The organism is Lysobacter koreensis (assembly GCF_042677045.1).
Taxonomy (GTDB): Bacteria; Pseudomonadota; Gammaproteobacteria; order Xanthomonadales; family Xanthomonadaceae; genus Lysobacter_K; species Lysobacter_K koreensis.
This window is the reverse complement of the sequence record NZ_JBHTIH010000002.1, coordinates 347,625-371,849: the sequence shown is the minus strand read 5'-3', so window position 1 is coordinate 371,849 and position 24,225 is coordinate 347,625. Positions and strand designations below refer to the sequence as shown.

Below are 24,225 nucleotides of genomic sequence, written 5' to 3'. Positions count from 1 at the left end.
GGTGAGCAATCAGCCTCCGGGCTGCTTCACCGTCAGCGTCGCTGGCGTGGCCTTGCCGACGCCGCGCAGTTCGGGCCGGTACATGTCCTCGACCAGCGACGGCGGCACCGTGTAGGTGCCCGGCGTGACCGCGCGCACCAGGTAGAACACGCGCGCGGTGTTGCCGGTCTCGAGTTTGAGCGCGGCGACGTAGCGATCGTCGCGGAACTCCTCGTGGCGCACCTCCGCCGCGTCGTCGCGATCGGCGATCTCGATGCCGTCGACGACCACGCCAGCCCACTGCTTGGCATCGCCGAGGTTGAAGTTCTCGATCTCCAGGCCGGCGGGCAGCAGGTCGGTGAGCAGCGCATCGGGCATCGCGCGGCTAGCGGTGATGTTGACCTGCACGATCAGCGCGTCGCCCTCCTCCAGCGCGCCGCCTTCCCAGTCCTTGCCATCGGTCGTGTAGTACTTGCGCACGACCTTGATCAGCGAGGCGTCGGCGGGCGGCGCGGTGCGCGGCACGCCGGCCACTTCCAGGCTGGCGTACAGCGGCGGTTGACCGACGGGATCGAAACGCACGCCGCGGGCGAGCGCGGCGTGGTCGAACACCCGCGCGATGAGCTTGGCCGGTCCGGCGTCGGACACCGCGTCGCCGACTTTCCACCGGCCGGAGATCTGCTTGGCCTGGTCGGCCAGCAAGGCCTTGCCCAGCCGGGCCAGCGCAACCTGCTCCTGGGTGCTCAGCCACAGCCAGCCCGAGTTGCGGCGCACGTCCAGTTCGCGGCCCAGCGGCACCGCGCGTGCGTCGTACTTGGGCGTGGCCAGATCGTGCTCATGCACCAGCGCGATCATCAGTGCGTCGTCGCGCAGGCGGCTGCCGTAGTCGCCGAGGTACTCGGGTCGGGCGTCGGAACTGCGTGCGAAGCCTTCGGCGATCGCCTTGCCACCGCGCGCCTTGTCTCCCTGTAGCGTGAGTGCGAGGCCCAGGTGCACCAGCGGCAGCCCGGTCAGGCTCTGCTTGCGCTCGTTGTCGTAAAGCGCGCGCAGCGTGCCCAGCGGCGCGCGGTTGACGCGCGCGAGCACGTACCCGGCATGGGCCTGGTAGGCGAACTTGAGGTGCTCGCGGCGGTCGTAACCGAAGAATGACTCGCCGCCGGCGAGCAGGTCCTCGTTGAGCCGCTTGAGCGCCTTCTGCAGCATCGCCTCAGGCACCGCGAACCCGCCCTCGCGCGCATCGAGCAGGAACTCGACGACGTACGGCGTGATCGCCGCATTGACGTAGTCGCCATCGCCCCACATCGAGAAGTGGCCCGAGCCGATCTGCATCGCTGCCAACCGCCCGAATGCGCCTTCAATGCGCGCACGCCGCTGCTTCGCATCCAGTCCCTTGACGCCGAGCATCTTCGCCGTGGCTTCGTCGAGCTCGAGCGCCGCGAAGCCCTTGCTGGCGGTCTGCTCGGCGCAGCCGTACGGGTACTCGAGCGCGCCCTGCAGCGCGCTGGCGAACGGGATCGGCGGCAACGCACTCACCACCATCCGCGCGTTGACCGAGTCGGCCATCAGCCCGTCGGCGAAGTCGGCCGACAACTGCACCGGCGCCAGCGCGTCCAGCACCTGGGTGCGCGCACGCAGCACCGACGGCCACGCCGGGCGCACCGGCAGGTCGTAGCGGCGGTCGACCTTGAAACCGTTGCCTTCGACCCGCACGCGCACCTGCGCGGTGGTGTAGCCCTCGCGCGCGACCAGCGGGAAGATCAGCGTGGTCTTGCCTTCAACGCCGAGCTTCGCGCTGCGCGCGCCATCACTTAGCGACAAAGGTCCCTCGCCGTTGACCAGCACCTTGAATTCGCCCGGCTTGCCGGTGAAGTTCTGTACGTCCAGCGTCACGTTGCTGCGGTCGCCCGGCGCGAGCACCCGCGGCAGGCTGGCTTCGGCCAGCAGCGGCGCGCGCACCACGGTCTCGTTCGCCTTGTTGCCGTAGCGCCCGCCGGAGTACACCAGCGCCGACACGCGCAAGGTGCCGTTGAAGTCCGGCACCGGCAGCCTGATCCGCGCCAGCCCCTTGGCATCGAGCTGCACGGGACCGGCGAACAGGTCGACGGTCTGAACCCGCGACGTCGGCCGGCGCGCCTGCGGCAACGCCGCCAGTGCCATGTCGCCGCCGAAACGGATCTTGGCCAGCGTGCCTTCGAAACTCTCGATCACGCGCCCATAGATGTCGTACGCATCCACGCCGAGCCGGCGCTGGGCGAAGAAATGCCCGGCCGCGTCCGGCACCGGGAAGCGGGTGATGTTGAGGATGCCGACGTCGACCGCCGACACCGTGACGTATGCCGACTGCCCCGCCAACCGCGGCGCGCTCACGGTGACCGGCAGGTCGCGGCCGGGCCGCATCAGCTTGGGCACCGCCAGCCCGACGGCGACCTTGCGATCGCCGCGCGCCATCGGCACGTGCGCCACGCCGACCGCGCGCGCCGGGGTGATCTTGCTCGGCGCGCTGCCGCCGCGGAACACCAGCGCGGTCACGTAGACGTCGTGGCGCTCCCAGTCCTTCGTCACCGGGATCTCGAAGGTACTGCCGGGCTTGGCGTCGATCGCCTGCACGTAGAGCATCCGGTCGCTCTCGACCAGCAGCAGGCCGCGGCCAGCGTGCGGTGGGGTCAGCGTGACCTTGAGCGTGTCGCCGGCGCGATAGCCGGTCTTGTCGAGCGCGAGCTTGACCTTGTCGGGGCGCGCGTCGAGGCCGCGGTTCTGGTCGTCCCAGCTCCAGCCGGCGGTGAACGGGTAGCGCGTGGTGAGCCTGGTGTTTGGATCGAACACGTCGACCCGGTACTCGCCCCATTCCACCGGGAAATCGAAGCGCAGCGGCGCGTTGCCGGCATCGACCACGCGCGTCTGGATGTCCTCGAAGCGGCGGTTGAAGTCGTAGTCCCAGCCGCCGTCTTCGTCGTAGTTCCAATGGTAGTCGCGGTGCTCGCGGACCAGAGTCACGCGCAGTCCCTTGCCCGGGCGCGGCTTGCCGTCGCTGCCGACGCGCGCCAGTTCGAAGCCGGCGTTGGCGTTCGCGCTGGCGCCGTCCTTGTCGTCGAACAACGGCCGCACGCCGACCAGCGCGTCGGCCGGCCACAGCACGCGCTTGAGGCTGCGGTTGACGCTGCGGCCGCCGGTCTCGTAGACACTGCCGGTGATGATCGCCGCGATCGTGCTGACCGGCTTGGCCTCGCTCGGCAGCGCGATGTCCTGCCGCAGCTTGCCCTGCGCGTCGAGCGTGGTGTCGATGACGTCGCGGGCTTCCTTCGGCAGGGTCAGCGTCGGGTCGCCGAAGAAATAGCCCGGCAGTTGTTCCAGCGGGTGCTGTTCGACCGCGACCGCGAGCTTGGCGGTGAAGCGGTTGGCCGCCGCGGGCGCGCCGTAGAGGTAGGCGGCGTCGACGGCGAGGCGGATCGGTTCGCCCGGCTTGAGCACCGCCTGCGCGTCGAGGTCGAGCTTGAGGCGTTCGGGCAGGAACTCCTCGATGCGCAGGGTCATGCCCTGCACCGCCTCCTTGCTGCCCGGGTCGGTGCGGAATTCGGCGCGCCAGCGGCCGGTCGCGGCGTCCGCCGGGATCAGCTGCGCGTGGCGCACGTAACCCTGTGTGTCGGGCTGCAGGCGGGTTTCGAGGAAGGTCTTGCCGTCGGGCTGCACGTAGCGCAGGAACAGCGGCTGCAGCGCCTTGCTCTTGGTTGCGAGCGGTTGGCCGTCCTGGTCGCGCAGCAACGCCGACAGGCGCACGGTTTCGCCGGGCCGATACAGGTCGCGGCCGGACCACGCGAACACGTCGAACCAGGCCTGCTCGCGGCCGGCGACCGCGAACTCGGACAGGTCCAGCGCCGGCTGGTTGAACGGCAGCATCGACACGTCGCTGCCGCGCTGCGCCACGAGCACCTGCGCCGAATCGAGCTTGTAGGCGAGCAGCGCATTGCCGTGGCGGTCGGTCTCGCCCTTGAGCACCGCCTCGCCGGCGGCGTCGAGCACCTTCAGCTCCACCCCGCCGATCGGCGCGCCGCTTTCCAGCGACGCGGCGTGCACGAACAGCTTGTCCTTGTACGCGCGCGCGTGCAGGCCCAGGTCGCTGACGGTGAAGAACGCGGTCTCGTATTCGTCCTTGAACGCGCCGGCGCGCTTCATCACCGCGAAGTACAGGCCCGGCTTCTGCAGTTCCTCGATCTCCTGCAGCGGCAGGTAGGTCAGCACGCGTTCGTTAGGCTTGCCGCCGAGCACGAAACGGTTGACGTAGACCGGCTCGGCGAGCTTCTCCAGCGGGGTCTTGTCGCTGTAGTCGCTGCCCATCTCCCAGCTGCCGCGGCGGCCGCCGCGCTGGTATTCGGCGAAGAACTTCGGCAACTCCTTGTCGCGGATGCGCAGGAATTCGACGTCGACCTCGGGCACGTTGATCGACACCACCGGCAGGCCGCGGCTTTCGCGCGCCGGCAGCACGCTGCCCTGCGAGGCGAAGCCGACCACGGGGTCGAGCGGGCCGGTGTGGACGCTGCGCTTCTCCTCTCGGGCCAGGCGGTCGCCATCGGCCGCGGTTATCCCGGCCTTGATCGCAATGGTGTAATCGCGACCGGCTTGCACATGCGGGAAGCGCACAACCTTGCCGCCGTCGTCGAGCACCCAGCCGCCCTTGACCACCGCGCCCTTGGCGTCGGTCACCGCGAGCAGCGCATCGAACTCCTGGGTACCGACCAGTGGCCGGCTGAACTCCAGCGCGATCGCCAGCTTCTCGTCCTTCTGGTCCGGGAAGGCCGCGACCAGGCCGAAGCCCTGCACCGCCACCCGCTGCGCCTTGATCGCCTCGCCGCTGACAGCCGGCAACTGGCCGTCGTGGTCGCGCTTGCAGCCGGCCAGTAGCGCGGCCAGCAGGAAGGCGCCAGCCAGCATCCGCGCCGTCGCAGACGAGCTCTTGTCCCGGTTGACGACTCCCTTCGTCCAAAGCCTGCAGCGCATGCAAATCTCTCCCTTGATTTGGCGCGAGTATAGGGCCGACCGACGACGCCCAAGCCGGTCGCTGGAAGACGCGAGTCGTTGCCCCCGCTACCGGAAACCTCGCGGCGATGAAGCAACTCTCCCCCGACCCCTCTTTCCCAAAGAGGGGAGGAAATGCGCCGACGCGCATGCGAGCTGTCATGCGCCTGGCGTTGCTCCCGTCCCTGACAGGGAGGGGCCGCGGGAGAGTTGCGGTTGCCCTACTCGCTGCGCAAAAAAGAACGCCGCCCGAAGGCGGCGTCTTTCTCAACTCGATCAATCACTCCAAGCGGAGCGTCACTCGGCCAGGCGCGGCTCGTCGGCAACCGCCGCTGCGTCGGCGGCGACGATCTCGTCGTCGTCGTCGAGCGACGCATCCAGCCGCTCGACCGCCTGCAGGGTTTCGTCGGCCGCCAGGCGCATCAAGGTCACGCCCTGGGTGTTGCGGCTGACCTGCGAGATGCCCGAGGCACGCGTGCGCACCAGGGTGCCGCCATCGGAGATCAGCAGCACCTCGTGGTGGTCGCTGAGCTGGATCGCGCCGACCAGGTTGCCGTTGCGGTCGGAGGTCTTCAGCGCGATCACGCCCTGGGTGCCACGACCCTTGCGTGGGTACTCGCTGGCCGGCGTGCGCTTGCCGAAACCGCGCTCGCTGGCGGTCAGAATGTCGCCGTCGCCATCGATCACGATCAGGCTGCGGACTTCCTCGCCCGCCGCCAGGCGGATGCCGCGGACGCCGGTCGCGGTACGGCCCATCGAGCGCACGGAGGCCTCGTCGAAACGCACCGCCTTGCCGTTGCTGGCGAACAGCATGATGTCGCGCTCGCCGTTGGTGAGCTCGGCATTGACCAGCGCATCGCCCTCGTCGAGGTTGATCGCGATCTTGCCGCGCTGCAGGCGGTAGGCGAACTCGGTCAGCGGCGTCTTCTTGACCGTGCCGTGGCGGGTGGCGAAGAACACGAACTTGCCGTCCTCGTACTCGCGTACCGGCACCACGGCCTGCACGCGCTCGCCTTCCTCCAGCGGGATCCAGTTGATGATCGGGCGGCCGCGCGCGTTCGGGCCGGCGTCGGGCAGCTGGTACACCGACAGCCAGAACACGCGGCCGGCGCTGGTGAAGGTCAGCAGGGTGTCGTGGGTGTTGACCAGCCACAGCTTGTCGATGAAGTCCTCGTCCTTGGTCGCCGCCGCGTTGCGGCCGCGGCCGCCGCGCTTCTGCGCGCGGTAGGCGCTGACCGGCTGGCGCTTGGCGTAGCCCGAATGCGACAGCGTGACCACCACGTCTTCCGGCGCGATCAGGTCGAGGATGTCGAGGTCTTCCTCGCTCTGGCGGATCTCCGTGCGGCGCTCGTCGCCGAACTCTTCCTTGACGTTGTTGAGCTCGGTGCGGATCACGTCGAGCAGCACGTCGGGATTCTCGAGGATCTCGATCAGGCTGCGGATCGTCTCCAGCAGCAGCTTGTACTCGTCGGTCAGCTTCTCCTGCTCCAGCCCGGTCAGGCGGTGCAGGCGCATCTCGAGGATCTGCTGGGCCTGGGCCTCGGTCAGCTGGTAGGTGCCGTCGAGGAAGCCCACGCCGTCGGGCAGGTCTTCCGGACGCGAGGCGTCCGAGCCGGCCGCGGCCAGCAGCGCGCCGACCAGGCCCGGCTCCCAGGTGCGGGCGAGCATGCGCTCGCGCGCCTCGTTGGGGTTCGCCGACGTCTTGATCAGCTCGATCATGTCGTCGATGTTGGCCAGCGCGACGGTCAGGCCTTCGAGGATGTGCGCGCGCTGGCGCGCCTTGCGCAGGTCGAAGATCGTGCGGCGGGTGACCACCTCGCGGCGGTGGCGCACGAAGGCTTCGAGGATCTGCTTGAGGTTCAGCAGCTGCGGGCGGCCGTCGACCAGCGCCACCATGTTGATGCCGAACACCGACTCCATCTGCGTCTGCTGATAGAGGTTGTTGAGCACCACGTCGGCGGAGTCGCCGCGCTTGATCTCGATGAAAATGCGCATGCCGTCCTTGTCGGACTCGTCGCGCAGCTCGCTGATGCCTTCGAGCTTCTTTTCCTTGACCAGCTCGGCGATCTTCTCGATCAGCCGCGCCTTGTTGACCTGGTACGGGATCTCGGTGACCGCGATCGCCTCGCGGCCGGTGTCCTCGTTGACCTCGATCTCGGCCCGTGCGCGCATGCGCACGCGGCCGCGGCCGGTGCGGTAGGCGGCGATGATGCCGGCGGTGCCGTTGATGATGCCCGCGGTCGGGAAGTCCGGGCCGGGGATGTAGGCCATGAGGCTGTCGATGTCGATCTCGGGCTGGTCGATCAGCGCGATCGTGGCGTCGATCACCTCGGTCAGGTTGTGCGGCGGGATGTTGGTCGCCATGCCGACCGCGATGCCGGCCGAGCCGTTGATGAGCAGGTTCGGCACCCGGGTCGGCATGACCGTGGGTTCGAACTCCTTCTCGTCGTAGTTGGGCTGGAAATCGACGGTTTCCTTGTCGATGTCGGCCATCAGCTCGTGGGTGAGCTTGGCCATGCGCGACTCGGTGTAACGCATCGCCGCGGCGGAGTCGCCGTCGACCGAACCGAAGTTGCCCTGGCCGTCCACCAGCAAGTAGCGCAGCGAGAACGGCTGCGCCATGCGCACCAGCGTGTCGTACACCGACTGGTCGCCGTGCGGGTGGTACTTACCGATCACGTCACCAACGATACGCGCCGACTTGAAGTGCGCCTTGTTGCTGTGCGCGCCCAGTTCGCTCATCGCGTACAGCACGCGCCGGTGGACCGGCTTGAGGCCATCGCGGACGTCGGGGAGCGCGCGCCCGACGATCACGCTCATGGCGTAGTCGAGGTAGCTGCGGCGCATCTCGTCTTCGAGATTGACCGGGATGATTTCCTTGGCGAGTTCGGCCATCAGGGTTCCGTGCTGTGCGGTGGTCGAAGCCCTGTTTCGCCCCCCGTGGCGACGCTGCGGAAACCGCTGCGCCGCCAGCATTTCGGGGGTGGATCAGGACTCGGGAAAAGGACACGCCAGCCTATCACGAAACGCGACTTTTCGGCACCCCTATTCCTACGCAGAAACAAGCACTTGCGGGGTTTTTATGCGGGACTTATGCAGTGCCGCGCTTGCCCGACGTCGCGCATTCCGCGGGAAAGCGAGCCGCCCCGGCTCGCCCCCGCCGGATCAGGCGCCGAACGCGGTCCGCATGGCAGCTTCGTCGGGGCGCTCGATCACCCCGCGTTCGGTCACGATCGCGTCGATCAGCTCGTGCGGGGTCACGTCGAACACCGGGTTCCACGCGCCGACTTCCTCGGCGGCGGTGCGCACCCCGCCGACGCCGAACAGCTCGCCCGGGTCGCGTTCCTCGATGTGGATCTGGTCGCCGGACGGGGTCGCCATGTCGACCGTCGACGACGGCGCCGCGACCATGAACCGGACGCCGTGGTGGCGCGCGGCAATCGCGAGCTGGTAGGTGCCGATCTTGTTGGCGACGTCGCCGTTGGCGCAGATGCGGTCGGCGCCGACCACCACCCAGTGCACCGCACCGGTCTTCATCAGGTGCGCGGCGGCGGAGTCGGCGATCAGGGTCGGCGAGATGCCGTCCTGCTGCAACTCCCATACCGTCAGGCGCGCGCCCTGTAGCCACGGCCGGGTCTCGCCGGCATAGACCTTGCCGATGCGGCCCTGGGCGACGCCGGCGCGGATCACGCCCAGTGCGGTGCCGAAGCCGGCGGTCGCCAGCGAACCGGTGTTGCAATGGGTCAGCACGCCGCTTTCGGGCTCGATCAGCGCCGCACCCAGCGCGCCCATTCGCCGGTTGGCAGCGAGGTCCTCGTCGGCGATCGCCTGCGCCTCGCGCGCGAGCACGTCGCGCCAGTCGGCGCCGGCGGCGACCAGCACGCGGCGCATGCGCGCCAGCGCCCAGGCCAGGTTGACCGCGGTCGGACGCGCGGCGTTGAGACGTTGCAGGGCTGGTTCAAGCTGGGGGGCGGCCGCGTTGCCATCGGCGGCGTCGATGTCGCGCGCGGCCAGCACCACGCCCCACGCCGCGGCAATGCCGATCGCCGGGGCGCCGCGCACGGTCAGCGCGTGAATCGCCGCGGCGACCGCGTCGGCGTCGTCGCAGCGCACGTACTCGACCACGAACGGCAGCTTGCGCTGGTCCAGCAGTTCCAGCGCATCGCCGGTCCAGCGGATCGGGCGGATGCGGTCGTAGCGGTCGAAGTCGAAGGTGGGCTCGGTCATGCGCGGATTCTAGACGAGGAAGCGAAAACCGGCTCCCACGGCGAAAGGCATGGGCACCGTTCCATCGAGAGCGGCTAGCTCACCATCACCACGAATTCCGGCGTTGGCCGAATTGAAGCGCGCAACGCGCAAAAGCGCTTAGCGGCGACGCCAGAAGCGCCAGCCACGACCCCGCTTTTCGCGGACACTGACCTCGAAATCCGCGCGGCAACCGCGCTCCACCCAGATGCCGTCGCTGTCGAAGTTCCAAGTCTGGTCCTTCGCGCAGGCGGCCTTGGACAGTTGCCGCACCAGCCGCACGCCGCCTTCGGTGTCGACCGGGCAACGGGTGGGACGGCCGACGCGCGACTCGCAGCGCACGATCTGCGCGCGTGGTTTGTCGTCGTCGCGATCCGCACGACCCGTGCGCATCCGGAACTCGGCACGACAACCGCCGGACACCCAGATGCCACGCTCGTCGACGCCCCAACTGCGGTCGCGGATGCAGGCCCGGTCGGAGAGCTGGCGCACCAGTTCGATCCCGCGGCTGGTGTCGACGGCGCAATGGTTCCACCGATTGCCGCTGGAGTCGCAGCGCACCACCCGGGTGCCGTAGCCACTGCCTGCCGCGCGACCGCCGTAGCCGATCGCGAACTGCGCGCGGCAGCCGTCCTTGACCCATATGCCGTCGCCGGTTGCGCCCCAGCTCTGGCCCTCGATGCAGGCGCTGCGCGAGAGCTGGCGCGCGAGGCGGACGCCGCCGCGCGTGTCGGCTTGGCACGTGGTGGGTTGGCTGCCGATGGATTCGCAGCTCAGCATTCGCCCGCCGGGGCGATCCGCGTCAGCGGCGCGCGCGGTGGCGGGCGTGAGCGCCAGCCATCCCGCAAACCCGACTGCGAAGGCAGAAAGGAACGACCAACCCATCGCGGCATACCCCTGTGAATGCTCGTGCAACTGTAACCGGCGGATATGAACAACGTTTCACGACGCGCTGTCGTGCACATCGCTCTGGAACCGCGTTTAGCCGGCATTTCGCCAGCTGGTTCAGGCGCGCGGGAAATCGAACGCCAGCACGTCGCCGATGTGGCTGGTGCCCAGCATCGCCATCAGCAGGCGGTCGACGCCCAGGGCCACGCCGGCGCAGTCGCCCAGGCCGGCGCGCATCGCCTCCAGCAGGCGTTCGTCGCGCGGTGGCGCGGTCGCACCGCGCTGCCCGCGGGTGCGCCGGTCGTTGTCGAAGCGCCCACCCTGCTCGGTGGCATCGGTGAGTTCGTGGTAGCCGTTGGCAAGCTCCAACGGTCCCAGGTACAGCTCGAAACGTTCGGCCACCTGCGACCCGTCACCCGCATCGCGCACGCGCGCCAGCGCGCATTGCGATGCTGGGTAGTCGTGGATGGCGAGAAGCTGGTCGGGCGCGAACCGCGGTTGCAGTTGGTGCGTCATCAGCAGGTCGAGCCAGTCGTCGCGGCCCAGGCCGGCCGGATCGATGACCACGTCGCCCAGCGCCGTGCGCAGTTCGCCCTCGCTGGCGGTAGCTGGATCGATGCCGAGTTCGCGCAGGTACAAGGCGCGGTAGCTGGTCCGGCCCAGCGGCGCCGCGCGCCCGACCAGCGCGAGGGCCATGTTCACCAGCGCCGCGGTCTCGTCGATCAGGCGGTGGTGATCCCAGCCCATCCGGTACCACTCGAGCATGGTGAACTCGGGGTTGTGGCGGCCGCCGGCTTCGCCGTCGCGGAACACCCGCCCCAGTTCGTAGCAGTCTCCGAACCCCGCCGCCAGCAGGCGCTTGAGGGGGTACTCGGGCGACGTCCGCAGCCAGCGCGTGCGCGGCGCGCCGTCGGTGCGGCCGGTGAATTCCAGCGCGAACGAGGCGATGTTCGGGTCGGTGTTGCCGGCTTGCGACATCACCGGCGTTTCGACTTCGGTGACGTGGCGCTGTGCGAAGAAATCGCGGATGCCCGCGTTGAGCCGGGCGCGCAGGCGCAGGGCGTCGAACGTTGCGCTTGGTCGCCAGTCGGTGCTCATGGGGATCTTGTGGGAACGGCTTCAGCCGCGATGGGAGATTGTCCCGCGCCCCCGGATTCGATCTCGGCTGAAGCCGCTCGTACGCCGCGAAGCAAGTCCCCTTGGGGGGCGCCGCGAAGCAAGCCCCCTCGGGGGGCGCTGCAAAGCAAGTCCCCTTGGGGAACGCCGCGAAGCAAGTCCTCTTGGCGGACGCAGGCTAAGAAGAGCGGCCTCACTCGTACTTGCCCAGGAACGCCAGCAGGCGTTCCTCATCCCAGATCTCGACGCCCAGCTCCTGCGCCTTGTCAAGCTTGGAACCGGCCGCCTCGCCGGCCACCACGAAGCTGGTCTTCTTCGACACGCTGCCGGCGACCTTGGCGCCCAATGCCTCGAGCCTGAGCTTGGCGTCGTCGCGGGTCAGCGTGGCCAGGGTTCCGGTCAGCACCGCGGTCTGCCCGTCGAGCGGCCCGGCCGCGACTTCGTCGGCCAACGGGGTGATCGCGTCGAGCCGCGCCAAGGCGTCGCTCGAGGATCTCAACAAGCGCGCGTTGTCCGCCTCGGCGAGCCATGCCGCCAGCGCCTGCGCGGTGTCCGCGGGCAGGCCGGCAGTGATGAACCGGTGCTCGGGCATGTCCGGCAACGCCGCCAGCGTCGGGAGCACAGCCACCAGCTGCTCGGCGCGGATCCGGGTGAGCTTGGGGATCTCCAGGTCGACCAGCAACGTCGCCGCATCGAGTCCGTCGCGCAGTTTCGGCGACGGAGGGTGCGGGTCGGTGATCGCCACGCCGCGCGCCAGCAGGTCGTCGATCACCTGCTGGTTACCCGGCTGGTCGAGGAAGTGGCCGATCGCGCGCGCCACTTCGCCGCCGACGTCTGGCACGCGCTTGAACAGCGGCCACGGTAGTCGGCGGATGACCTCGAGATCGCCGAACCAGGTCGCCAACGCCTTCGCCGTGCTCTCGCCGACGTGCTGGATGCCGAGCGCGTACAGGAAGCGCTCCAGCGTGGTGGCGCGGCTGTGCGCGATCGCCGCGATCAGGTTCTCCGCCCACTTGGTCGCGACCTTGCCGGCCTTGACGGTCTCCGGAGTGGTGCCGTCTCGTTCATCTGCGCGCCGCTTCATCTCCAGCAGGTCGTCAAGCGTGAGCTTGTAGAGGTCGGCGATCGATTCGAGATAACCCAGGTCGGACAACGCCTCGATGAAGCGGTCGCCGAGGCCCTCGATGTCCATCGCCCGGCGCGAGGCGAAATGGCCGATGGCCTCCTTGCGCTGCGCCGCGCAGGTCAACTCACCCGAGCAACGCCACACCGCTTCGCCCTCCTCGCGCACGATCTCCGAACCGCACACCGGGCACTGCGTCGGCATCTGCCACGCCGGCGCGCCGGGGGCACGCTGTTCGGGCACGACCCGCACGATTTCGGGGATCACGTCGCCGGCGCGGCGCACGATCACGGTGTCGCCGATGCGCACGTCCAGGCGTGCGATCTGGTCGGCATTGTGCAAGGTCGCGTTGCTCACGACCACACCGGCGACCTGCACCGGCCGCAGCCGCGCCAGCGGGGTGGCCGCACCGGTGCGGCCGATGTTGATGTCGATCGCCTCCAGCACCGTGGACTGCTCCTGCGCCGGAAACTTGTGCGCGATCGCCCAGCGCGGCGCGCGCGAGACGAAGCCCATCTCGCGCTGACCGGCGTAGTCGTCGAGCTTGTAGACCACGCCGTCGATGTCGAACGCCAGCGCTGCGCGGCGCTCGCCGATGCGGCGGTAATAGCCGAGCAGACCATCCACGCCCTGCACCACATCGCTCTCGCTGCTGACCGGGAAGCCCCACTCGCGCAAGCGGCCCAGCGTCGCCGAATGGGTGGCCGGCAGCTCGCCGCCTTCGACCAGGCCCACCGCGTACGCGTAGAACGCCAATGGCCGCTTGGCGGTGATGCGCGGATCGAGCTGGCGTAGCGAGCCGGCGGCGCCGTTGCGCGGGTTGGCCAGCACCTTGCCGCCTTCGGCCAGGGCACGTTCGTTGTAGCGTCTGAATGCGGCCAGCGGCATGTAGACCTCGCCGCGCACCTCCAGCACCTGCGGCCAGTCGCTACCACGCAGCGTCAGCGGGATCGCCTTGATCGTGCGCAGGTTGGCCGTGACGTTCTCGCCGCTGGCGCCGTCGCCGCGGGTCGCACCCTGCACGAAACGGCCGTGCTCGTAACGCAGGCTGATCGCCAGGCCGTCGAGCTTGGGCTCGACCGAGAACACCGGCTCGTCGCGGTCGAGCTGCTGGGCGATGCGGCGGACGAAATCGGCGACCTCGCCGTCGCTGAACGCGTTGCCTAGCGACAGCATCGGGATCGCGTGGCGCACTTCGCCGAACGCGCCCGATGGCAGCGCCCCGATGCGCTGGGTGGGCGAGTCGGGGGTGGCCAGCTCGGGATGCGCCGCTTCCAGTTCGTCCAGTTCGCGCAGCAGGCGGTCGTACTCGGCGTCCGGGATCGTCGGGTCGTCGAGCACGTGGTAGCGGTAGTTGGCGTCATCGAGCTGGCGGCGCAGCTCGGCGATGCGGGGCGCGGGATTGGCGGTCACGTGGGAGCTGCCGGTTTGTCGCGAATCGAGGAACTGCCTGTCGCAGGAGCGGCGTTAGCCGCGATTCGAGAACTGGTCGCTTGCGCCAACTCTGCATCGCGGCCAAAGCCGCTCCCAGCAAGGTCGAAAGCTACCAGCGGGTGGGCTTGGTCAGCGGCGGCGCTTCGCGCTGGCGGTCGTACAGGCGCAGCTCGTCGCGCACCTGGCCGATGCGCGGGCGGGCCAGCGCGTTGCGCTGCTCGTCGAGCACCACGCCGTCGAGCAGTTCGGCCATGCGCTGTGCGGTCGGCAGCATGGTTTCCCATGCGTCGAGCGCGGCGATCGGCGCCGGCAGGGTCAGGAAGAACGCGATCGCCGGGGTTTCCAGCGTCTGGATCTGGGTCATATCGAAGCTGCCGGGCTTCATGATATTGGCGACGCTGAACACCGGGCCGCGCTCGGGATGGCCTTCGACCAGGCGGTGGAACACGCCCATGTGGCCGTAGACCAGGCCGGCCTTCTCGGCGGCGACCACGATGTCCGCCCCCTGCAGCTTCTCGCCCGCGCGCGCGGCCAGGTACAGGGTCACGATCTTGTCGAACTCGTCGCCGACCCGACGTCCCAGCTCGCTGTTGGCCGCAGCCGCGTTGCCCTCGAGCGTGCGCTCGAACAGGTCCAGCTCGGCCTGGGTCGTCGCCTCGCTGGCGATGTGAGCGTTGCCGCCCAGTTCGCCTTCGAGCTGCTCGCCCAGCGTCGGCTCCACCCTGCCCTCGCCGCCGGCCCGCGCGAAACCGGCCTCGCGCGCGACGCGCTTGCCCTGCCCGGGCTTGCGTGGGCGCCCGAAGAACACGATCGCCCCGATCAGGATCAAACCGGCGACCAGGATCGCGGCCCGCAGCATCGTCACGTCCGACATCGTTGCTCGTCTCCTTAAGGCTGGGCGGATGGCGCGGGCGCGACGGTCACGCTGCGCCGGCCAGGCGCGTGGCTTCGGCCAGGTCGACCGACACCAGGCGGCTGACGCCGGGCTCGCGCATGGTCACGCCCGACAGCTGCTGCGCGGCTTCCATCGTCGCCTTGTTGTGGCTGACAAAGAGGAACTGTACCTGCTCGCTCATCTCGCTGACCATCGCGGTGAAGCGGCCGACGTTGGCTTCGTCGAGCGGCGCGTCGACTTCGTCGAGCAGGCAGAACGGCGCCGGGTTCAAACGGAAGATCGCGAACACCAGCGCGACCGCGGTCATCGCCTTCTCGCCGCCGGACAGCAGCGAGATGTTCGACACGCGCTTGCCGGGGGGGCGCGCCATGATCGCCACGCCGGTGTCGAGCAGGTCCTCGCCGGTGAGCTCGAGGTAGGCATGGCCGCCGCCGAACAGGCGCGGGTAGAGTTCCTGCACGCCCGAATTGACCCGGTCGAAGGTGTCCTTGAAGCGGCCGCGCGTCTCGCGGTCGATCTTGCGGATCGCGTCCTCCAGAGTCTCCAGCGCGGTGGTGAGGTCGGTGTTCTGCGCGTCGAGGTAGTCCTTGCGCTGCGCGGCCTCGGCGTGTTCGGCAATCGCGGCCAGGTTGACCGGCTCCAGCCGGCGCAACTTGCCGTCCAGTTCGCTGACCGTGCGCTCCCACACCTGCGGCTGCATGTCGTCGGTCAGGGTGTTGACCACGTCGTCGAGCACGAACCCGGCCTCGACCACCGCCGCACTGAGCTGCTCGGCCTTGAGCACCAGCGCCTGCTGCTCGAGCCGGCGCTGGCCGATCGCCTCGCGCTGCTGCAACGCCTGCTCGTCGCGCTGGTGGCGGGTCTGCTCGAACTTGCGCAGGTCGTTGTCGATGCCGTCCAGGGTGGTGCGCGCGATGGCGAGCCTCTGCTCCGAGTCCACGCGCTGTTCCAGCGCGACCTGGCGCTGCTCCTCCAGCGTGTGCACCGGGGCGTCACCTTCGGCCAACTGCATGACCAGGTCCTCGAGCCGCGAGTCGAGCTGGCCGCGCTGCCCGCCCATGCGGTCGAGCGCCTGCGACAGGCCGATGATCTGCGCGCGCTGCGCCTCCAGCGTCAGCGCCAGCGCATGCGCGGTATCGCGCGATTCGCGCGCGGCGTTGCGGGCGGCGTCGCGAGCCTCGCCCAGCGCGCGGCGTTCGGCATCCAGGGCCAGCCGCGCGTCCTCAAGCTCGCCCATCTTCGCGACAGCGTCTTCCTGGCGCGTGCGCGCCTGGCGGGCCTGCTCGCGGCTTTCCTCGTAGGTGCCCGCCAGCTGCGCCAGCTCGGCCTCGATCTTCTCGATCCGGCCACGCGCCGAATCCAGCCGGCCCTGCTGGCTCTGCAACTGCCCGGCCAGTTCCGACACGCTCCGGTGCGCCATGTACAAGGTGCGCTGCGCGTCCTCGCGCTGCTGCTCGGCGGCGAGCAGGCGGTCGCGCAACTGGGTCAGGCCCGAATCGAGCTCGCGCTCTCGGTTTTGCAGGGACTCGATCTCGCCGCGCAGCGACTGGATTTCTCTTTCCCTGAGCAACGCGCCCTGCTTGGCCGCGCCGGAGCGCAGCACGCGCACCCAGCCGGCGCCGAGGCGTTCGCCGCCGCGGGTGATGACCGACTCGTCCGCGCCCAGCGAGGCCTGCAGCGCGCGCGCGCTGGCGAGGTCCTCGGCGGTGTGCAGGCGGGCCAGCAGCTGGCGGATCGCGGCCGGGCCCTGCACTTTCGACGCCAGCGACGTTGCCGGGTACGTGGTGGCATCGGTCTGCGGCGACACCAGCGTCAGCCGGCCTTCGCCGAGCTCGCCGATCGCATCGACCAGCGCTTCGGGCGCTTCCACCAGCACGCCTTCGATCAGCTGCCCGAGCGCGCCTTCGACCGCGTTCTCCCAACCCGCCTCGACCACCAGCGTCTCGCCCACGCGCGCGGCCGAATCGAGCCCGCGTGCTTTGAGCCAGCTCAGCGCGGCGCCCTGCTCCTGGCCGAGCGCGGCGTGCTGCAGGGTTTCCAGCGACGACAGCCGGCCACGTGCGGCCTGGGCGTTCTTGCGCACCTCGGCCAACTCGGTCTGCATCGCGCGCTGCTGCTGCTGCAGCGCGTCGACGCCGCCCTTGCGGGTCTCGAGCTCCTCGGTGAGGCTGTCCAGCGACAGCTTGCGGGTCTCGTGCTGCTCCTGCAGGCCGGCGAAGGCCTCCGCCAACGCGCTCAGGTCCAGGCCGGTGCGTTCGTTGCCGAGCAGCTCGCGGCGGCGGTCGGCGTCGAGCGCCTGCCGGTCGAGGTGCTCGATGCGGGTGCGCTCGACGTCGGCGGCGCGCGCGGCCTCGGATTGCGCACGGGTATGGGTGTCCCAGCGCTGCTGCCAGTCGTTAAGCTTGAGCTCGGCGTCGCGCAACGCTTCCTGGCGCGCGCCGTCGTCTTCGCGCAGTTGTTCGAGTTGCGGTTCGGCCTCTTCGACCGCCGCGCGCAGCACGTCCAGGCGCGACTGGTCGCTGCCGATGTGCGCGGCGATCTCGGCCAAGGCCGTCTGCGCCTCGTCGCGGGCACGCTGCAGGCGCGTGGACATCTCGCGCTGGTGCTGGATCTGCTGTTCGATGCGGGCCAGCGCGCCGCTGACTTCGTAGCTGGCGGCCTGCGCCTTGTTCAAGGACTCGGCGGCTTCCTCGCGGCGCACGCGGCCGGTCTCGATCTCGCGCTCGGCTTCGCGCTGTTCGGCGATCAGTTGCTGCAGGCGGGTTTCCTGCTGCGCCAGCTTCTCGCGCTGGCCCTGCAGCTTCTGGTCGAGGGCGCGGTGCTCCAATGCCTTCCATTCGGCGTCCTTGACCCGGCGCTCGGCCTGGATCGCCTGGTACTGCTCGGCCTGGCGGGCTTGCCTTTTCAAATGCTCGAGCTGCTTGCCGACTTCCTCGCGCAGGTCGTTGAGGCGGTCGAGGTTTTCGCGGGTGTGGCGGATGCGGGTCTCGGTTTCCTTGCGGCGCTCCTTGTACTTGGAGATGCCGGCGGCCTCCTCGAGGTACACGCGCAGATCTTCCGGCCGGGCCTCGATGATCTGGCTGATCATCCCCTGCTCGATGATCGAATAGCTGCGCGGCCCCAGGCCGGTGCCCAGGAACAGGTCGGTGATGTCGCGGCGGCGGCACTTGGCGCCGTTGAGGTAGTACTGGCTGGCGCCGTCGCGGCTGACCATGCGCTTGACCGAGATCTCGTCGAACGCGCCGTACTCGCCGGTGATGGTGTGGTCGGAGTTGTCGAAGATCAGCTCGACCGTCGCCTGCGACACCGGCTTGCGGGCCGAGGAACCGGCGAAGATCACGTCGGTCAGCGAGTCGCCGCGCAGGCGGCTGGCGGAACTCTCGCCCATCACCCAGCGCACCGCGTCGATGATGTTGGACTTGCCGCAGCCGTTGGGACCGACCACGCCGGTCATGTTGGTCGGCAGGTGGAGCGTCGTGGGATCGACGAAGGACTTGAAGCCGGAGAGCTTGATCGTGGACAGACGCATGCGCCGGGGTTGCCTCGTGGCGCGCCGCCGGGCGACGCTGCCACTCAATGTCAAGTTTGGTTAAATGTGGCGCGTAAACGATTGATTAGTAAATCAACCATGCGGTTTTTCGCGCGCAGTTCCTCGCGAGTATAGCGGCCGGGTGCGTGCACCGAGCAGGCCGGCCGCGCCGCGCCGAGCGGCAGGCGGCCTTACCGCTGGCGACCGCGGATCGGCCAAGCTGACCCGATGGGGTGCCTGGCAAACAGCGCGCCCAGGCCCGGCGCTGGCCGCCTAGCCCAGCTACCCGCGATGCCGACCGCCGACCGCTGGCGAGGCCCCATGCGTCGGACTGCCGTTGCCGATGCCCATGCCCATATTGGCCGGCATCCCTCCGCCACCGGGATTTCGATCCGCCGCACGCAACGCGCCGCGGACGCGTGCGACTATCCGGTGATGTTCAACCACGCCACCGCCACGGAAGTCGTCATCCACGAGCCGCACGCCGGCCGCTACGCGCTGCACGTGCATCGCAATGCCGAGGTCTGGACCTGGGCCAGCGCGATCGCGATCGCCGCCGAACTGCGCCGCGAACTGATGCGGCGCCCGCGTGCGCGCATGCTGGTCGCCGGTGGTGACACCCCGGCCTCGGTCTACCGCGCGCTGTCGAAGGCGCCGCTGCAGTGGGATCGGGTGGACGTGGCGCTGGTCGACGAACGCTGGCTGCAGCCGGACGACCCGGACAGCAACGCCTGGCTGGTGCGAACCCACCTGCTGCAGCACCACGCCGCGCAGGCCCGGTTCGAACCAATGACCCAACCCGGCCGCCGGATCGAGGAAGCGGTCGCGATCGCCAGCGCGCACGGCCTGCAGCCGGCCAGTGTGGCGGTGCTCGGGATGGGCAGCGACGGCCACCTCGCCTCGCTGTTTCCGCGCATGCGCGACCTCGACCGCGCACTCGACAGCCGCCAGCCCTACGTCGCGGTCGACGCCAGTGGCTGCGTCGGCGCCCAGCAGTGGAGCCGGCGCATCAGCCTGACGCCGACCGGCCTGCGCCACAGCCGCAGCCGCGTGCTGCTGATCCGGGGCCGCGAGAAGCTCGATGCGTTCGAGTACGCGCTGGCCAGCGGCGACGTTGAATCGTGGCCGGTACTGCTGGCGTTGGGCGACAGCTTCGAGGTACCCCTGCAGATCCACTGGTGCGCCTAGCGACCGGACGCCGCGTCGCCCACCCTCAGCCCGCCTCCGCCGGCGTGCGCGCCTTGATCGCGAGCGCGTGGATGTCGGTGTCCATCAGTCCGCCGACCGCGGCATACACCGCGCGGTGCCGGGCAATCGCATTGAGTCCGGCGAACGCCTCGCTGACCACGTCGACCCGGAAGTGCCCCCGGCCATCGCGCGCGCCGGCGTGTCCGGCGTGGCGGTGGCTCTCGTCCTCGATCTCCAGCCACGAAGGCGCCAGTGCGGCCTCGAGCGCGGCGCGGATCGCCTCGACGCGCTGCTCGCGCGGCAGCGAGCCGGCGATCGGCCCGGCCGGGGAACCGGCGCCGGTCACGGCAGCACCCGCTTGAACGGCCGCACCTCGACCCGGGTGTAGACGCCCGCGGCCAGGTACGGATCGGCGTCGGCCCAGGCGCGCGCGTCGGGCAGCGATTCGAATTCGGCGATCACCACCGAACCGCTGAAGCCCGCCGGACCGGGGTCCTCGGCGTCGATCGCCGGGCACGGGCCGGCCAGCATCAGCCGTCCGGCGTCGCGCAACGCGGTCAACCGCGCGACGTGCGCCGGCCGTGCGGCCAGCCGTTGCGGCAGCACATCGGCGCCGTCGTAGCCTTCAATCACGTACCACATGCTCGGGGCATCCTCGATCGCCCCGGACGGGGCCTGCCTGAATTGTAGCCACGCGCCCGCGAAGCACCCCACGATCCGGCTGGACAATGCCCGGCGCCACCCCGTAACCTAGGCCGCAATTGCCCAAGGCCGGAAGCAGCGGCCCATCTCGATCCCGGCTTCAGGCCCATTGCCTCCCGCCCATCGCGATGCCCCGTGTCCCCACACACGGCCAGCTGCGCCACACCGGCCCGCACCCGACGCTTCTTATCGCCATCCGCCGCCACGCCCTGCGTGACGCGCATGCCGGGGATGTTTTTGGCGACCTGATTGGGTCAGCCCAGACTTTTGCAGTCTCGCCTTACCTGCCGTCTTGCGTTCGACGTGGCCGCACCCGCGCCGCCCGCACCGTAGTGAACCGCTGTACCCCAGCCGCAAGGCAGGCCCGCGAGGGCTGACCCGCATGGCCCCCGGAGGGGCCAGCCCCGAATGACCGACGACCCCGCGCCCGCCGCGACCGCGCAAGACACCGCGCACAACCAGGCTCCCGCGCAGCCGCATGCGCAGCCGCCGGCACCACAGCAGCACGAGATGCCGCTGGCGATGCTGCATGGCCAGCCGGTGCTGCAGATTCCGCAGGACCTGTACATCCCGCCCGACGCGCTGGAGGTCATCCTCGACGCGTTCGAAGGCCCGCTCGACCTGCTGCTGTACCTGATCCGCCGCCAGAACCTCGAGATCCTCGACATCCCGGTCGCCGAGATCACCAAGCAGTACGTCGACTACATCCAGGCCATGCACGAGATGCGCTTCGAGCTGGCCGCCGACTACCTGGTGATGGCCGCGATCCTGGCCGAGATCAAGTCGCGCATGCTGCTGCCGCGCGCGGCCACCGAGGAAGGCCTGGAGGACGACCCGCGCGCGGAACTGGTGCGCCGCCTGCAGGAATACGAGCGCTTCAAGAAGGCGGCCGAAGACATCGACACCCTGCCCCGGCAGGACCGCGACACGGTGCCGGTCAGCGCCTTCGTGCCCGACCGCGCCGCGGTCAAGCTGCCGCCGCCGGTCGACCTCAAGGAAATGCTGTTGGCGCTGCACGACGTGTTCAAGCGCGCCGAGCTGTACACCCAGCACGCGATCAAGCGCGACGCGCTGAGCGTGCGCCAGCGCATGGGCGAGCTGCTCACGCGCCTGGCAGACGGCTCGTTCCACCGCTTCGAGTCGCTGTTCACTGTCGAGGAAGGCAAGCTCGGCGTGGTGGTGACCTTCCTCGGCCTGCTCACGCTGGCCAAGGAGCAGTTGGTCGAGATCGTCCAGGAAGGCAACCTGGCGACGATCTACGTCAAGTCGCTGGCGCTGACCGTCGACCCGACCGAGATCGAGCTGAGCAGCGAGTTCGACGAGGACGCGGCCAACGATGACGCCGCGCCGTGAGCTTTCGTTCGTCGAAGCCACTTCGATAACCCAACGCAACAACCCAGTCGCCGGATACCCACCTTCGCGGGTATGACGGCAACCGCAGACGCAGAGAACCAATGGACCAAGCCCTCATCACCCGCATCGTCGAAGCCGCCCTGCTCGCGGCCAACCAGCCGCTGACGCTGGCGCAGCTGCATGGCCTGTTCGCCGAGGACCAGCCGGCGCCGGCCGACAGCGTCGAGCAGGCGCTCGAGACCTTGCGCGGCAACAGCGCGGAGCGCGGCGTCGAGCTGGTGGAGCTCGCATCGGGCTTCCGCTACCAGGTCCAGGCCGACGTGCACCCCTGGGTCGCGCGGCTGTGGACCGATCGCAAGACCAAGTACACCCGCGCCACCCTGGAAACCCTGGCGCTGATCGCCTATCGCCAGCCGATCACTCGTGGCGAGATCGAGCAGGTCCGCGGCGTGGCGGTCAGCAGCAACATCATCCAGTCGCTGGAAGAGCGCGAGTGGATCCGCGTGGTCGGCCACCGCGACGTGCCCGGCAAGCCGGCGCTGTTCGGCACCACCAAGGCCTTCCTCGACTACTTCGGCCTCAAGCGCCTGGACGAGCTGCCGCCGCTGTCGGAGCTCAAGGACATCGGCGAACTCGAGCCGCAGCTGCAGTTCGACGGCATCCCTGCCGACGGCAAGCCGATCAGCGCCGGCGGCATCGCCAGCGGCGCGGGCGTCGAAGCCTCCAACGCTGACGCCAACGATGACGGCGGCGACGACGGTTTTGACACCAGCGAAGCCAGCGCCGGTGCGGACACCGATCTCAGCACCACCGAACACCCCGAACCCACCGCCCCCACGGCCGCGCCCAGCGCGGACGACGAGGGCGATCCCGATGCCGCGCCGGGCGAGCGCGCGGCGGACGTGAACGATCCCGATCAAGACACCCACGCCGTCGAGACGACGACCGATGCCTTCAATGGGAATGCCACCGAAACACAGACCGAGTCCGATGAACTCGACCGGTCGGAGCAGCAAAAATGACTGACGAAAAACCCCGCAAGCTGTCCCTCAAGCGCAGCGGCGACACCACCGGCCCCGACACCCCGCGCATGGAAGAACGCCTGCACAAGGTGCTCGCCCAGGCCGGCCTCGGCTCGCGCCGCGCGCTGGAACAGCGCATCGCCGACGGCCTGGTCAAGGTCAACGGCGAAGTCGCGCAGGTCGGCCAGAGTATCGGGAGCGGCGACAAGATCGAGCTCGACGGGCGCCAGTTCGTCGCCAGCGCGCTGACCGAACCGGCCCGCGTGCTGATGTACAACAAGCCCGAAGGCGAAGTGACCACGCGCGAAGATCCCGAGGGTCGCCCGACGATCTTCGAAGCACTGCCGGCCCTCAAGGGCGCGCGCTGGATCGCGATCGGCCGCCTCGACATCAACACCACCGGCCTGCTGCTGCTGAGCACCGACGGCGAGCTGGCCAACGCGCTGATGCACCCGTCGTTCGAAGTCGAACGCGAATACGTCTGCCGCGTCCGCGCGCCGGAAGGCCAGGACAAGGTCCCCGACAACCTCGTCGACCGCCTCGCCCGAGGCGTCGCCCTGGATGACGGCCCAGCCAAGTTCGACGAGATCGAGCGCATCGGCGGCAGCGACTCGCACGACTGGTTCCGCGTGCTGCTCAAGGAAGGCCGCAACCGCGAAGTCCGCCGCCTGTGGGAGTCGCAGGGTTGCCAGGTCAGCCGGTTGAAGCGGATCCGCTACGGCAGCGTCGAACTGCCGCGCGAACTCCTGCGCGGCCAGACCCAGGAAATGGCCAGCGACAAGGTCGAGAAGCTGCGCACCGAACTCGGCCTCGAGGACGGTACGCCGTCGGCGCTGACGCTGCAGCCGGTGATCGGCCAGCGCAAGGCCGCCAAGTCGACCGTGCACCTGACCGGCGAGCGTTCGGCCGGCTACGTCGGCGGCCCCAGCCGCGCCGATGAAGGCCGAGAGCTGCGCCGCTTCGACCACGTCCGCGAGGATCGCGGCGGCCGTTTCGGCAACAAGAAGCCGCACGGCGGCCTGACCGTCAGCGGCGACGCGGCGGCCAAGCAGTCGCACAAGCCGTTCAAGCAGCGTCCGGAGAAGGGCAACCGTGCCCTGCCCGAAGGCAACCCGGCGGCGTTCCGCACCTGGTTCGTGCCCGAGGGCGTCGACACCGGTCCCAGCGGCCACCGCAACGCCGATGGCCAGGCGCCGCGCAAGCCCTACGGCGGCAAGCCCGGCGGCGCGCGTCCCGGCGGCCAAGGTCGTCCGGGCGGCGGCGGTGGCTACCAGGGCCGCAGCGAGCGCGGCCCGGGTGGCGGCGGCAGCCCGTATGGCGGTGGCGCCGCGCGCGGCCCCGGTGGTCCCGGCGGCGAGCGGGGCCCGCGCGGTCCGGGTGGCGGCGGTGGTGGCTACGGCAGCGAGCGTCGCGGGCCCGGCGGCGGCCAGGGTCAGGGCCAGCGCAGCCCGCGCCCGTATGGGCACCCGGGCAACGCGCCGAGCTTTCCGTCCGACCACGCCAATCCCGGCGCGTTCAATCCCTACGGCGACAAGCCGCGGGCCCCGCGTCCCGGCGGTCCCGCCGGCGCCCGCGGCCCGCGTCCGGCCGGCGGCAAGCCGGGCGGCGCCCCGCGTCCGAGCGGCCCGCGCCCCGGTGGTCCGCGCGGCGGCGGCCGTCCCGGCGGCGGGCGCGGCCCGCGCGGCGCGTGATCGCTGACGCCAGTCTTCGGTAATAAACAAAGGGCGCTTCGGCGCCCATT

14 protein-coding genes are annotated in these 24,225 nt (G+C 69.8%); 4 read left to right on the top strand and 10 right to left on the bottom strand.

From position 1 onward, the window contains the following. Positions 1-9: 9 nt before the first annotated feature. The 8 genes from ACFQZQ_RS01885 to smc all read right to left on the bottom strand — a co-directional run bounded on the left by ACFQZQ_RS01885 (position 10) and on the right by smc (position 18,219). Positions 10-4,905, bottom strand: coding sequence for an alpha-2-macroglobulin family protein (locus tag ACFQZQ_RS01885; RefSeq protein ID WP_386810988.1), 4,896 nt, complete (start codon positions 4,903-4,905; stop codon positions 10-12). Between the two features lie 381 nt (positions 4,906-5,286). Next, positions 5,287-7,884, bottom strand: coding sequence for a DNA gyrase subunit A (gyrA, locus tag ACFQZQ_RS01880; protein ID WP_386810987.1), 2,598 nt, complete (start codon positions 7,882-7,884; stop codon positions 5,287-5,289). 270 nt (positions 7,885-8,154) lie between these two features. Beyond that, positions 8,155-9,216 carry an S-methyl-5-thioribose-1-phosphate isomerase gene (gene mtnA, locus ACFQZQ_RS01875; protein WP_386810986.1) on the bottom strand — a complete coding sequence of 354 codons (1,062 nt, stop codon included), beginning with the start codon at positions 9,214-9,216 and terminating at the stop codon, positions 8,155-8,157. A gap of 138 nt (positions 9,217-9,354) precedes the next feature. Then, the gene (locus tag ACFQZQ_RS01870) at positions 9,355-10,014 is read right to left on the bottom strand and encodes a DUF3011 domain-containing protein (protein ID WP_386810985.1); all 660 of its coding nucleotides are present in this window, start codon (positions 10,012-10,014) and stop codon (positions 9,355-9,357) included. Positions 10,015-10,239: 225 nt separating this feature from the next. After that, a complete protein-coding gene (gene epmA, locus ACFQZQ_RS01865) occupies positions 10,240-11,220 on the bottom strand; it encodes an EF-P lysine aminoacylase EpmA (protein WP_386810984.1) in 981 nt (326 codons plus the stop codon). 211 nt (positions 11,221-11,431) lie between these two features. Next, the gene (ligA, locus tag ACFQZQ_RS01860; RefSeq protein WP_386810983.1) at positions 11,432-13,774 is read right to left on the bottom strand and encodes an NAD-dependent DNA ligase LigA; all 2,343 of its coding nucleotides are present in this window, start codon (positions 13,772-13,774) and stop codon (positions 11,432-11,434) included. Positions 13,775-13,904: 130 nt separating this feature from the next. Continuing rightward, positions 13,905-14,669 carry a cell division protein ZipA gene (gene zipA / locus ACFQZQ_RS01855; RefSeq protein WP_386810982.1) on the bottom strand — a complete coding sequence of 255 codons (765 nt, stop codon included), beginning with the start codon at positions 14,667-14,669 and terminating at the stop codon, positions 13,905-13,907. Positions 14,670-14,715: 46 nt separating this feature from the next. Then, entirely contained in the window at positions 14,716-18,219 is a 3,504-nt protein-coding gene (gene smc / locus ACFQZQ_RS01850) for a chromosome segregation protein SMC (protein ID WP_386810981.1), read from the bottom strand. 321 nt (positions 18,220-18,540) lie between these two features. Here smc and pgl point away from each other — a divergent pair, with 321 nt between their 5' ends. After that, positions 18,541-19,407 carry a 6-phosphogluconolactonase gene (gene pgl / locus ACFQZQ_RS01845; protein ID WP_386810980.1) on the top strand — a complete coding sequence of 289 codons (867 nt, stop codon included), beginning with the start codon at positions 18,541-18,543 and terminating at the stop codon, positions 19,405-19,407. Positions 19,408-19,432: 25 nt separating this feature from the next. On the opposite strand, the gene ACFQZQ_RS01840 is transcribed toward pgl, so the two are convergent. Both ACFQZQ_RS01840 and ACFQZQ_RS01835 read right to left on the bottom strand, forming a co-directional pair. Then, positions 19,433-19,711 carry a BolA family protein gene (locus tag ACFQZQ_RS01840; RefSeq protein WP_386811632.1) on the bottom strand — a complete coding sequence of 93 codons (279 nt, stop codon included), beginning with the start codon at positions 19,709-19,711 and terminating at the stop codon, positions 19,433-19,435. A 38-nt stretch (positions 19,712-19,749) separates the two neighbouring features. Beyond that, the gene (locus ACFQZQ_RS01835) at positions 19,750-20,049 is read right to left on the bottom strand and encodes a YciI family protein (RefSeq protein WP_386810979.1); all 300 of its coding nucleotides are present in this window, start codon (positions 20,047-20,049) and stop codon (positions 19,750-19,752) included. 468 nt (positions 20,050-20,517) lie between these two features. Between ACFQZQ_RS01835 and ACFQZQ_RS01830 the strand changes: the two genes are divergently transcribed. The 3 genes from ACFQZQ_RS01830 (at position 20,518) to ACFQZQ_RS01820 (ending at position 24,175) form a co-directional block, all read left to right on the top strand. After that, on the top strand, positions 20,518-21,462 hold the full coding sequence (locus ACFQZQ_RS01830) for a segregation and condensation protein A (protein WP_386810978.1): 945 nt from the start codon (positions 20,518-20,520) through the stop codon (positions 21,460-21,462). 101 nt (positions 21,463-21,563) lie between these two features. After that, positions 21,564-22,484, top strand: coding sequence for an SMC-Scp complex subunit ScpB (gene scpB / locus ACFQZQ_RS01825; RefSeq protein WP_386810977.1), 921 nt, complete (start codon positions 21,564-21,566; stop codon positions 22,482-22,484). After that, positions 22,481-24,175, top strand: a complete 1,695-nt coding sequence (locus tag ACFQZQ_RS01820) for a pseudouridine synthase (RefSeq protein WP_386810976.1) — start codon at positions 22,481-22,483, stop codon at positions 24,173-24,175. The genes scpB and ACFQZQ_RS01820 overlap by 4 nt, the downstream gene beginning before the upstream one ends. Positions 24,176-24,225 lie beyond the last annotated feature (50 nt).